Origin of the sequence: Niabella pedocola, assembly GCF_021044425.1 — a bacterium.
GTDB classification, from domain to species: Bacteria; Bacteroidota; Bacteroidia; order Chitinophagales; family Chitinophagaceae; genus Niabella; species Niabella pedocola.
The window spans coordinates 162,630-175,057 of sequence record NZ_JAJNEC010000007.1; the positions used below are offsets into that span (position 1 = coordinate 162,630).

Below are 12,428 nucleotides of genomic sequence, written 5' to 3' on the forward strand. Positions count from 1 at the left end.
AGATCTGTTTGCATTTGTAATCATACACCCAAGGGCCATTGCCGATGATTCACCGGCGGTTTATATAAAAGATCATGCGCACAGTAATACACACAACAATGAAAATCGTTTTATGGATGGCAGGGCTTTTCCTTTGCCTGCACGTCAATGCCCAGCCAAATAAAAAGCCCAATATTCTTGTAATTGTCAGTGATGACGGCGGGTATGCCGACTTCGGATGCTATGGCGGTACACAAATTCCCACACCCCATATCAATGCGCTTGCAACAGAAGGAGTACGGTTCACTAACGCCTATGTATCGGCGTCTGTATGTGCGCCCTCAAGAGCGGGCATCCTTACCGGGCGGTACCAACAGCGGTTCGGGTTCGAACACAATATGTCCGGCAAACCGTCCCCAGGCTACACGGAAGCGGATATGGGCCTGGACCTGAATCAAAAAACCATCGCCGATGAACTAAAAGCCAACGGCTACCGTACCATTGCCATCGGTAAATGGCACCAGGGCAATACCAGCGCGTACTTTCCCCTGAACCGGGGGTTTGACGAGTTCTATGGTTTTAAAGAAGGGCACCGGGATTTTTTTCCCTTCAAAGAGACCAGGGAAGAACCCTTTGCACTGTATGATAACCAAACCATCGTACCCGAAAAAGACATTACCTATCTTACGGATATGTTTACACAACGGGCTGTTGATTTTATCGATCAAAATCAACGTCGGCCTTTTTTTATGTACCTCGCATATAATGCCATTCATACACCTTTACAGGCAAAGCAACAGGATCTGGAGCGTTTTGGCTTTATCAAAGAGAAAAAACGGCAAACCTATGCCGCCATGATGAGTTCGATGGATGCCGGTATCGGTACGGTGCTACGCACACTTAAGGAAAAGGGACTGGAAAACAATACGCTTGTTTTCTTTATTAACGACAACGGAGGCGCCACCAACAATGCTTCCGATAATGGCCTCCTGCGCGGCATGAAAGGCTCCAAATGGGAAGGCGGCATCCGGGTGGCCACCATTATGAAATGGCCCGGGCATATCCGCGCGCATACGGTTTACAACAAGCCGGTGATCTCCCTGGATATCCTGCCCACTGCACTGGCAGCCGCCCATGCAAAACAAACGGCATCCTATGCACTGGACGGGGTTAACCTCCTGCCCTACCTCAACACAGAAAAAACACCACATAAAGCATTGTTCTGGCGCAGAGGTATTGCTGCCGCTGTACGTTCCGGCAAATGGAAGCTGATCCGCGTACAGTCGGACCCTATCCTCCTTTTTGACCTGGAGGCGGATATTTCTGAAACCCGCAACCTGGCAGCACAGCATCCCCCAATCGTAAAAGATCTTTTACAGCAACTGGAGCAATGGGAAAAAGGCCTGCAAACCCCACACTGGGGCAGCTCTTTTGGTGGCTATAACCAGATCATGAAACATAAAATGGAAACTAAAGGAAGGGATATGGAGCGCAAGTATCCATAAAGCATCTCCGTCCATAGGCATTTGCCCGGTGCCCACAGGGCATTCACCCGTTTTACAGCATATAAAAGCCGCTTTCCTGTTATGAAAGCGGCTTAAAAAAATATGCTAACGGTATTCTAATAATTGGCGTTGTACATCATCGCATAATATTCGTGGGCCATACGGTTGCTTTCAAACTGCCAGCGTACATCCTGCATGCCATTCTTCATAATCTGGCGCCAGGTACCATAATCCTGGTAATACAACGGAATGGCCTGACCGGTTAGGATCTCATACAGCTTGTTGAGATCATACTGATCCTGCTCATAAGTATGCATAGTTGCGTAATCCGCTTTAGGGATCACGAACCCGTTATGACCGTGATTGATGAACTCGGGGATCCAGCCATCATCTGTAGAAAAATTCACCGCACCATTCATTGCCGCCGTCATACCGCTGGTGCCCGATGCCTCTCTTGGTACCCGGGGATTATTCAGCCATATATCCGCGGCTTGTTTCAGCCGTTTCGACAATCCCAACTCGTAGCCGGTGAGTACCGCCACATTTTTATAATTCTTACTAAGGTGCACCAGTTCGTTAAATTCCGATATAGCCGGAAAGTCCATGGGATAAGGCTTGCCAGCCCAAATGATCTGAACCGGGAACTGCGGATTATTCAGCAGCTGGTTAAAGCGTTGCAGGTCTGATGCGATAAGGCCTGCCCGTTTGTATCCTGCAAATCTCCTGGCCCATACAATGGTCAGCACTTTAGGATCAAATAACTTACCCGTTTGATCGGCCACTATTTCGAAGGCTCTTTTTTTCAAAAACCATTTACGGTCGTCGAAGCCATAGTCATCGCCTACATCCTTAAATTTATACATTTGTTTGTCGGCCCAATAGTTCCAGTTCTGCGCATTGGTGATGGATACAATGGGACAGATCCCTTCATATTTCCCCCACATTTCCCGCGATACTTCTCCGTGCAGTTTTGATACCCCGTTGGCTACATGCGCAAAACGCAATGCTACCAGTGAGTGGTTAAACTGGTCGCTATAATCGCGGGTGAGCGCTTTTACCTCGTCTACACTTAGCCCACAGAAATAACTCATTTTATGGCAGAGATAGATATCGTGCTTTTCGTTGCCCGCTTCTTCCGGTGTATGCGTAGTAAATACCAGCCGCTTTTTAACTTCCTCCAGGTTTTTATTAAACTTGCGGTACAGGTAAAATGCAGCAGAAAGACCATGTGCTTCATTCAGGTGATAAAGCTCCGGATTGAATCCCAGCAGGTCGATCAATTTGGCACCGCCCACACCCAGGAGAATAAACTGCGCTACTTTTGTTGCCACATTTGCATCATACAATTTATGGGAAATGGTTTGGGATACATAATCGTTTTCCGGCAGATCTGTGCTCAGTAAAAATAAGGGGGCGGTTTTAAACGTTTCCGGGTTCAGGTACCAGGCTTTTACCCAAACCGGCGCGTCGTGCACCATGATCTGGAATTTGATGCCCGTATCTTCCAGGAAACTATACAGCTTTTCGTTCCAGGCCACATCCAGGGTTTGGTCCTGGTTCCGTTCCTGGTCGTAATATCCATATTTCCATAAAATGCCAATACCAATCATGTTTTGCCGCAATTCATAGGCACTGCGGAAATGTGAGCCCGACAAAAAGCCCAGCCCTCCGCTGTAAATCTTTAATGGCTGATGAATGGCAAACTCCATTGAGAAATAAGCAACCTTTTTTTCATAATTCTTATCGACCTCGTAGGGTACCTTAAAATTTTCAAAACTCATACACTTTATTTAACGGTTAGCAAAATAAGTGATTTATACCAAGAAATCATTATAAAATACAACAGCGTTAATAAATGTGTGGATAAAACACATTAGCAACCGCCATGCAACACTCCTGCATTTAATATTTTTAATGGCCGCAGATGCGCTGATTATACCTGTGGCATCTGCGCTGAGGGATATATAAATACAGCCGGGGCCGGTACCCGTTCAGCGGCTTTAAGAAATACAGAAGCGGCAACGCATCTTCAGGCCAGAAGCCCGGCAGCAACGGCAGCTCTCTTTTCCTTTCAGCGTCTCCTAAAGGGAACGCTGAAAGTGTCATTACTACAATTTCTAATTTTTTTTTGTTCAAACGACCATAATGGATGCCTAAAGTGCACATCCGCAAGTTTACTATAATGATATGCCTCCAATTGCGGTTCTGATTTGTTCCACAGGTATGCGTAAATTTAGAAACGCTTCTTCCGCAACGTCTCCTACGGAAGACGTCGCGGGAAACAATAATGATACGCCTCCAATTGCGGTTCTGATCTATTTCACAGGCATGCGCGAATTTAGAAACCCTTCTTCCGCAACGTCTCCTGCGGAAGACGTCGCGGGAAACAATAATGATACGCCTCCAATTGCAGTGCTGGCCTATTTCACAGGCATGCGCGAATTTAGAAACGCCTCTTCCGCAACGTCTCCTGCGGAAGACGTCGCGGGAAACAATAATGATACGCCTCCAATTGCAGTGCTGATCTATTTCACAGGCATGCGCGAATTTAGAAACGCCTCTTCCGCAACGTCTCCTACGGAAGACGTCGCGGGAAACGAAACTGATAGCTGACTACTGAAAGCTAATTCCCATTTTGCAATCTTCAAATTCTGATCACTGGAGGCTATTTAAGAATGATTCCTGCCAGTGGCGGCAGGTTCAGCGTGATCTTAAACTGTTGGGTAGTTTCGTCGATCACTTCCATACGGATGTCTTTGTTAAATACATCGCCGGTTCCGTCGTATTCCTTTCCATCCGAATTGAACAGCTCTTCCGTATAGGCTTTGCCCGAAACCGTTACCACCCAGTCGTAACGTACTTCCGGCGTCATATTCAGCAGAACCAGCAGATCGTCTTCCGGCTGCAACCCTTTCCGCTTATACACAATCACGCTTTCGGCGCGATGCTCCAGGTCTACCCATTCAAACCCATCCGTATTAAACTGGTTGGCATACATTGCCGGCTCCTGCACCAGTACGGCATTCAGGGCCCGCAAACATTGTTGTGCGCCCTTATGGCTATCGTGCTGTAACAGGGACCAGTCCAGTTGTGATTTATAATTCCATTCGGAGGTTTGTCCAAATTCCGATCCCATGAATAGCAACTTGGCTCCCGGATGCGTCCACATATACGTGAAGAACAGGCGGAGATTGGCAAATTTCTGCCACAGATCGCCGGGCATTTTATAGATCAGCGGGCTTTTGCCATGCACCACTTCATCATGACTGATGGGCAACATAAAGTTCTCATCATAATAATACATCATGCTAAAGGTAAAGTCGTTCTGGTGGTATTTGCGGTGCAGCGGATCCAGTTTAAAATAATCGAGGGAATCGTGCATCCAGCCCATCATCCATTTCATGCCAAACCCCAGTCCGTCTTCAAAAGTAGGACGGGAAACGCCGGGCCAGTCGGTAGCTTCCTCGGCAATGGTTTGCACATCCGGAAAATCACGATAGATGGTTTCATTCAGATGCTTGATGAATGTAATGGCCTCCAGGTTGCCATCTCCGCCGAATTCATTGGGTTCCCACTCTCCTTCATTCCGTGAGTAATTCAATTTCAGCATTGAGCTTACGGCATCTACACGTAACCCGTCAATATGAAATTGTTCCAGCCAGAAACGGGCACTGCTGATCAAAAAGGATTTCACCTCTCCTCTTTTGTAGTTAAAGATATAGGAATTCCAATCCGGGTGATATCCCTTCCGCATATCTGCATATTCATAGGTATGTTCCCCATCAAATAAATACAAGCCATGCGCATCATAAGGAAAATGCGAAGGCACCCAATCCAGGATCACGCCGATGCCGGCCTGGTGAAAGGCATCCACCAGCCGCATAAATCCCTGCGGATCTCCAAACCGGGAGGTAGGTGCAAAATATCCCGTGGTCTGATATCCCCAACTTCCGTCAAACGGATATTCGGTTACGGGCATAAGCTCCACATGTGTAAAGCCCATTTCCTTTACATAAGGCACCAGGTTGGCGACCAGCTGATCATACGAATTATAGGAATGTTCATCTGAAGGATCCGGGCGCTGCCAGCTGCCCAGGTGTACTTCATATACACTCCAGGGCGCATCCAGTGCATTCTTCTTTTTCCGGGTGGCCATCCACTCCGCATCCTTCCACTCGTAGTGCAGATCCCAGGAGATGGAAGCCGTCATAGGACGCAACTCCCAGTAATGCGCAAAGGGATCTCCTTTATCGGTTACCGTATTTTGCGCACCCACTATATGATACTTGTATAATTCGCCCAGTTTAAAGCCCGGTATAAAACCTTCCCAGATGCCGCTGTGATCCCAGCGTGCCGTTAACGGATGGGTGATCTTGTTCCAGTCGTTAAAATTTCCGGTTACAAATACGAATTCCGCATTGGGTGCCCATACACAAAAATACATACCCCATTCGCCGTTCACCTGTATGGAATGCGATCCGAATTTCTCATACAACGAATAATTCGTACCATTTTGAAAGTTCCGGACATCCTCCTCCGTCAGCAGCGAATAGTTCCATACCGTTTTGGAAGTATCAATATAATTAGCAGTTTCAAATGTTTCCTGGATTTTTTTTATGTCTATTGGCATATGAACAGTTGTTCAGCAATGTACAACATTTTTCAGGAATTCTCCGGACGGGTTAATCCCGTATTTGCGGGTGTTCACCACATTTTTTGCATACTTTAACGTATTGGACGGCCCGCGTTCATACTGAATTTATGGAAAACCTTCATTTTTGCGTTTTAGCTTATTGATCAGTTCAAACAAACTCCAACAATTAACCAATGAGAAGAAAAAAAACGAGGCGTTCGTTTCCACTTATAAGACCGCAACGGGGCATGTACGCACCGGAAGATGCACATACGGCGGTAGGTTACCCTTATGTCTATGCACCAGCCTTTACGCAATTCAGCCCAATGTACCAGGCCCGGGAAAACAGGCATCACAGGCACCATACTTCATGAAACTATTTTTCTTACAGCTATAAACTATCAAATTAGTTTTATTACGTTTTTTTCGTAGTTTTGTACCACATTTGTAACAAAAAGTCATCGGGTGCGTTATATACATAAATCCACTATCAAACAAACCATGAGATTAAAATTGATCGCTTTGCTAGCCCTGGCCCTTTGTGCCGGTCATATTGTAACAGCACAATCAGCCGTTAGCATTAAGGGCCAGCTGGCGGATACCGCAGAGCACAGGGATCTTACCAATGCCCTGGTATCGCTGCTTAGCCAGAAAGATTCCACGCTTATTAAATTTGCAAGAACTTCCAAACAGGGCGATTTTCAGATTGCCAACGTGGATACCGGCAAATACATCGTAATGGTTACCCATCCGTATTTTGCGGATTATTTTGATAATATTACCCTGCAACCGAATACGCCGCTGGACCTGGGCAGCATTCAATTATTTTCCAAACTGAAAATGCTGGAGAATGTGGTCGTAAAAAGCGGGTCGGCGATCCGTATCAAGGGAGACACTACCGTATATACTGCCGACAGTTTTAAAGTGAGGGAAGGCGCAAATGTAGAGGAACTCCTGCGCAAATTACCGGGGATACAGGTAGACCGCAACGGCACCATCAAGGCAATGGGTGAAACCGTGAAAAATGTGCTGGTGGATGGGGAGGAATTCTTCGGGAACGATCCGGGCATCGCCACCAAAAACCTGCGGGCTGATATTGTAAAGGAGGTGGAAGTATATGATAAAAAAAGTGACCAGGCCACGTTTACCGGTATCGATGACGGGGTACGCGAAAAAACGATCAATTTAAAACTCAAGGAAGACAAAAAGAAGGGCTACTTCGGAAAAATTGAAGCCGGCGGCGGTTTGGGAAAAAATGAAGACGCCGGCACCCAGAACAAATTCAACAATGCAGCCATGATCAATGCCTTTAAAGGCAAACGGAAAATTGCTGCCTACGGAATCATGAGCAATACCGGTACTCTGAATCTGAACTGGGACGACCGGAACAAATACGGCGGTAGTGATGCCAATATGGAAATGGGCAGCGATGGATCCATTATGTTCTACTCCGGTGGCGACGACTATAACTCCAGCGACGGCATCCCTACCAACTGGAACGGAGGCGTGCATTACAGCAATAAATTCAACCAGGATAAACAGAGCCTGAACACCGGGTATAAATTTACCAAGATCAATGCGCCGGCCTATAACCGCAGTTTCTCCCGCAACTTCATCAAGCTGGACGGGCGCGACTCTACCTGGCTGGTGAACAATGAGCGCAACTCCTACAGCTCTTCTTTTAAACACAATATAAATCTTACCTACGAAATAAAACTGGATTCCTCCAATACACTGAAATGGATCGCACGCGGCAACCAGAACCATACCTATTCCGATTATACCGGGCATACCGAATATACCGATACGCTGGGCCGGTTCCTGAATACCAACAAAAGCCACGGATCATCAGAAAGCGACCGGAGTAATCTTAATACCAGTTTGCTATGGATGCATAAATTCAAAAAGCCTTCGCGCACACTCTCCATTAATGCTTCTTTCGATTATAATAAATTAAAGGCGGATGGATTTCAATATTCCGATATCGATTATTTTACCAACGGCGACTCTACCGGGCAACGCCTCATCGATCAGCACACGCTGAATAATAACGAGTCCAACAATCTGAATGCCAAAATCGCCTATACGGAACCCCTGATGAAAGATGCCTACCTGGAACTCAGTTATGCCCTGGGCATCAATAACCGTACAAACAACCGGATCGTGAACGCCCGGGGAACATTGGGTGCTTACAATAACCCCATTGATTCCCTGAGCAACGATTTTGTTTACAATACGCTTTCCAACAGCCCCGGATTGAATTTCCGGCTTACCAAAAAGAAATACAATTTTTCGTTTGGGACCACCACCGGTTTCAGCAACTATGAACAGCTGGACCGCACGCTGAATACGGAACGGAAATATCATTTTGTAAACTATTTTCCCCGCGCCAGCTTCAACTATAAGATCCGCCCTTCCGAGAATATTTATTTCAATTATTACGGTGCCACCAACGCTCCTACACTGGAGCAGCTGCAACCGGTACGGGATAACAGTGATCCCCTGAACCAGCGGATCGGGAACCCGGATCTGAACCCCTCCTTCCGGCATGGATTCAGCCTCTGGTACAATTCCTGGAAAATGCTGAAGGAACGGGGCATATGGGCAAGTGCACGTTATAACTTCACCCGGAATGCATTTGTGAACCTGAGCCGGTTTAAGGATTCAATACGCACTTACCAAACCGTAAATGCCAATGGCATGTATGATGTGAGCGCCAACATGAATTATAATATCAAGCTGAAAGGGCCCAACATCTTTATCGGTTTTGGACCGGAGGTTGCCTTTTCACAAAACATAGACTTTACAGCGGCAGGCATCAGCGGCGATGCCACAAAGATCAAAACAAAAACCCAGGCTTATAATTTTGATTTTTCCGTGTCCAAGAATAAAGATGATAAATATGATTTCCGGATCAATCCCCGGATCGGGTACAATATATCGGCTAATTCCGCAAATAAGGAATCGGATATCCGGTACTGGACCAGTGGCGGAGACATTTCGGGCAGATGGACGATCGTAAAAAACCTGGACCTGTCCAGCGATGTGGATCTTTACTTCCAGCAAAAAGATCCCAAATACCCCGGCAATTACGACTACGTAAAATGGAATGCCAACCTTACCAAGAAGTTTGCTAAAAATAAGTTTGAAGCCAGGGCTGCCGTGTATGATATCCTGAATCAGAACAGGAGTTATAACCGGAACTTCTCCTCCTCCAGTTTTACAGAATCGTATCGTACGGTATTAAAACGGTTCTGGATGGTATCCTTTGTGTGGAATATCACCAAATCGGGCAGCAGCCCGGCACCGGCTTCTAAATAATTATAAAGAGAAAAAATGAAAAAATTATTATTGTGCGGTTCACTATTCATGGTGCTGAGCGCCACCGCTCAAAAATTCATTACCAGCGGTACCATTGAATACGAAGTACGCAAGAACCAGAAGAAGGAAATGAGCCGTTTTGACACGGATGAGGACGACAATGGTTTCTGGGCCCAGATAAAGGATAAGGTTCCCCAGTTCAGTCTGAATTACTACACCTACCAGTTTAATGAAACATCCGGGCTCTATAAATTTACCCGTACGGCCGATAAACAGAAAATGCCGATGTGGTTCTCCCGCGGGCAGGAAGATAATGTATGGTATAATAACTATGCCGGCAACACCTTTACCAATGTAAAAGTGATCGATGACAACTACCTGATCTCCGGTCCGCTTAAACCCATCAACTGGAAGATCAGTCCCAACGACCAGCGCATTATTGCGGGTTTCAATTGCCGAAAGGCAACAGCGGTTATGTTTGACAGTGTGTACGTATTTGCGTACTATACCGATGAAATAACCGTAAGTGGCGGCCCGATGGGCTTACACGGGTTGCCAGGAATGATCCTGGGGGTAACGATCCCCCGTATGTATACCAGCTGGGTAGCTACATCATTAACATTAAATGCAGGCACAATTACGCCTCCTTCAAAAGGTAAAAAGAAAACGGATGCGGAAATTATGCAGGCCTTGGTAGACCTGAGCAAATCCTGGGGTAAGGATGGCGCCAAATACCTGCAGCCTACCATCTGGCAAACCTTTCTTTAGAGCGGAGCGGTTTTCAGTGCCCTGTTTTTAATTTGTGGGGTTCTTCCCGGGATGTCTCCCGCAGGGGGCGTCCGGGAAACGCCCTGGTAGCGTGCATCCCGCCTGAAGCATTACACCGATCCAATCAAAGATCCCAAGGCAGGAACTTTAAACGTTAAACCACCGTAGTCTTCAGTTGAGCAGGCGTTCAGCCTTCAGCCTTAGCTATCAGTTGGCCATACTATTGGATCAAGCATCGAGCATCCAGCATCAAACGAATCCAACCTGGAACTCTAAACCTGGAACTTTAAACAAACCTCATTTCAACTCCAATACCCGGTTCGACATGGGGTTCAATGTCAGCGAATCCTTTAACGAGATCCGGCTTCCGCTAACTACGTCGATGCCCGCTGTAAATTTTTGCAGCACTTCCCGGAACCGGTCCGTAGCAATGGTTACCGGCTTGCTATTGGTGTTCATCGCGCACATAATGGTTTGCGTGGTATTATACCGGAAATAAATATAAATGCCATCATAAGGCGCGAACTGCAACAATTTCCCGCTGGTAAGCGCAGGAGACCGCTTCCGGTAATTGGCCAGCGTACGGATATAACTGAACACCGCGTTTTCTTTTTCGGTACGTCCGGATGCCGTGAATTTATCCTGTGCATCCCCCTTCCATCCCCCCGGAAAATCCAACCGCACGTACCCGTCGTTAGGCCAGGTAGTGCCCTTCATCAAAATTTCGCTTCCGTAATACATCTGCGGAATCCCCCTGCCGGTAAGCAGCCAGGCAAAAGCCAGTTTATACTTGGCGGTATCTTCATTTACCACAGAGTAAAAGCGGGCCAGATCGTGGTTATCAAGGAAGATCACCTGGCGCATGGGATCTTTATACACAAAATCCTGTGCCAGCGTGGTGTACAGTTTATTTACCCCTTCCGTCCATCCGAACGGCTGGGTTACGGCCGGAATAATCCCGTAAAAAAGGGTCTGAAAATCGGTGGTGGCCTGCAGGTTGCTCTTAAACGGAATAGAATAATTATTCTGGCAAAAATAGCTCTGGTTGGGCACACCATGCACCCAGGTTTCCCCAAAGATGCTGATGCGGGGATACTCATCATACAAAGCCTGGTTACACCGGTTCATAAACGGAAGATCATTATACGCATAGGTGTCAATCCGCCAGCCATCAATACCAAATTCCTCCACGCTCCATAATGCGTGTTGTATTAAAAACGTTTGCACAAACGGGTTGCTTTGATCCCAATCCGGCATGGAAGGAACAAACCAGCCGTCCTCCATGATCTTCCGGTCGACTTTTGAACCATATGGATCAAATACTGCCTGGTCTTTATAATTGGTTTGTGTGAACTTCGGCCAGCGATGAAACCAGCTACTGTCCGGCTGATCGCGGAACAGCACGTGCTCCAGCCCGGTGTGATTGTACACCGCATCCTGGATCATTTTCATTCCCTTCGTGTGCATCGCATCGATCAATTTTTTATACGCTGCTGCGCCGCCGATACGGGGATCAATTTTATAGTGGTTCGTAAAAGCATAGCCATGCTCGGTACGGTTGGGCATATCGTTTTCGATCACGGGGTTCAGCCAAATTGCCGTTACCCCCAGGTCTTTTAAATAGTCAAGATGCGCCTCCACCCCTTTCAGGTCTCCGCCATGCCGTTCAAATACCGAATCCCGGTTCAGCGATTGGTCCCGCATACCCGGCACCCGGTCGTTGGACGGATCGCCATTACTAAACCGGTCCGGCATGATCAGGTACATGAGGTCTGCAGCCGTGGCACCATTTGCAAAGGCCGTACCGTTGCCCGGCCGCCGGCTCCCGAGCGGCCATTGTACCAGATCCGTACCGATCCTGATCGTTACAACACCCGGACGCGCTTCCGGACCAATCGCCAGGTGCAATACCAGGTAATGCGGGTTCTGAAACCGTGAAATTTTCTCCAGCTTTACACCCGGGTATTGAACAGCAGCGGTTTGGTTTTTCAGATCTTTACCGGCAGCCCGCACCAGTACCTGCACCTTATTCCATTTCATATGCACCCACCAGTTGGCAGGATAAAGTTCATACTGTGCGTGTGCCAATTGAACCATCAGCAAAACGCAAAGTGACAAAATAATTCTTTTCATTGTCATGTATTTTTAAGAGGCGTATTTGGCTTCAGCGGTCAGCTTTCAGCCTTTAGCTTTCAGTTGCTAATATCATGGGATGCAGGATC

General features: G+C 47.1%; 7 protein-coding genes. 4 read left to right on the plus strand and 3 right to left on the minus strand.

Translation table 11 applies throughout. The features are described 5' to 3' along the window. The first annotated feature begins 98 nt into the window (after positions 1-98). Positions 99-1,484 carry a sulfatase gene (locus LQ567_RS21705; protein WP_231007901.1) on the plus strand — a complete coding sequence of 462 codons (1,386 nt, stop codon included), beginning with the start codon at positions 99-101 and terminating at the stop codon, positions 1,482-1,484. Between the two features lie 116 nt (positions 1,485-1,600). Here the strand turns inward: LQ567_RS21705 and glgP are convergent, their stop codons facing one another. Continuing rightward, positions 1,601-3,265 (minus strand): alpha-glucan family phosphorylase, encoded by a 1,665-nt coding sequence (gene glgP, locus LQ567_RS21710; RefSeq protein ID WP_231007902.1) that lies wholly within the window; start codon positions 3,263-3,265, stop codon positions 1,601-1,603. Between the two features lie 442 nt (positions 3,266-3,707). Between glgP and LQ567_RS21715 the strand changes: the two genes are divergently transcribed. Then, positions 3,708-4,097: a hypothetical protein gene (locus LQ567_RS21715; protein ID WP_231007903.1), complete on the plus strand. Its 390-nt coding sequence runs from the start codon at positions 3,708-3,710 to the stop codon at positions 4,095-4,097. A 52-nt stretch (positions 4,098-4,149) separates the two neighbouring features. Here LQ567_RS21715 and glgB read toward each other — a convergent pair whose 3' ends face one another. Beyond that, on the minus strand, positions 4,150-6,114 hold the full coding sequence (gene glgB, locus LQ567_RS21720) for a 1,4-alpha-glucan branching protein GlgB (protein ID WP_231007904.1): 1,965 nt from the start codon (positions 6,112-6,114) through the stop codon (positions 4,150-4,152). 504 nt (positions 6,115-6,618) lie between these two features. Here glgB and LQ567_RS21725 point away from each other — a divergent pair. Both LQ567_RS21725 and LQ567_RS21730 read left to right on the plus strand, forming a co-directional pair. Beyond that, complete coding sequence (locus LQ567_RS21725; protein WP_231007905.1) at positions 6,619-9,438, plus strand: outer membrane beta-barrel protein; 2,820 nt, start codon at positions 6,619-6,621, stop codon at positions 9,436-9,438. A 15-nt stretch (positions 9,439-9,453) separates the two neighbouring features. Then, complete coding sequence (locus LQ567_RS21730; RefSeq protein WP_231007906.1) at positions 9,454-10,206, plus strand: GLPGLI family protein; 753 nt, start codon at positions 9,454-9,456, stop codon at positions 10,204-10,206. 297 nt (positions 10,207-10,503) lie between these two features. Here LQ567_RS21730 and LQ567_RS21735 read toward each other — a convergent pair whose 3' ends face one another. Then, positions 10,504-12,339, minus strand: a complete 1,836-nt coding sequence (locus LQ567_RS21735; RefSeq protein WP_231007907.1) for a glycoside hydrolase family 13 protein — start codon at positions 12,337-12,339, stop codon at positions 10,504-10,506. Positions 12,340-12,428 lie beyond the last annotated feature (89 nt).

Excerpts from the sequence above, each read along its gene's own strand:
- LQ567_RS21705 (WP_231007901.1), top strand. The coding sequence starts at position 99 with ATGAAAATCGTTTTATGGATGGCAGGGCTTTTCCTTTGCCTGCACGTC.
- glgP (WP_231007902.1), bottom strand. The coding sequence starts at position 3,265 with ATGAGTTTTGAAAATTTTAAGGTACCCTACGAGGTCGATAAGAATTAT.
- LQ567_RS21715 (WP_231007903.1), top strand. The coding sequence starts at position 3,708 with ATGCGTAAATTTAGAAACGCTTCTTCCGCAACGTCTCCTACGGAAGAC.
- glgB (WP_231007904.1), bottom strand. The coding sequence starts at position 6,114 with ATGCCAATAGACATAAAAAAAATCCAGGAAACATTTGAAACTGCTAAT.
- LQ567_RS21725 (WP_231007905.1), top strand. The coding sequence starts at position 6,619 with ATGAGATTAAAATTGATCGCTTTGCTAGCCCTGGCCCTTTGTGCCGGT.
- LQ567_RS21730 (WP_231007906.1), top strand. The coding sequence starts at position 9,454 with ATGAAAAAATTATTATTGTGCGGTTCACTATTCATGGTGCTGAGCGCC.
- LQ567_RS21735 (WP_231007907.1), bottom strand. The coding sequence starts at position 12,339 with ATGAAAAGAATTATTTTGTCACTTTGCGTTTTGCTGATGGTTCAATTG.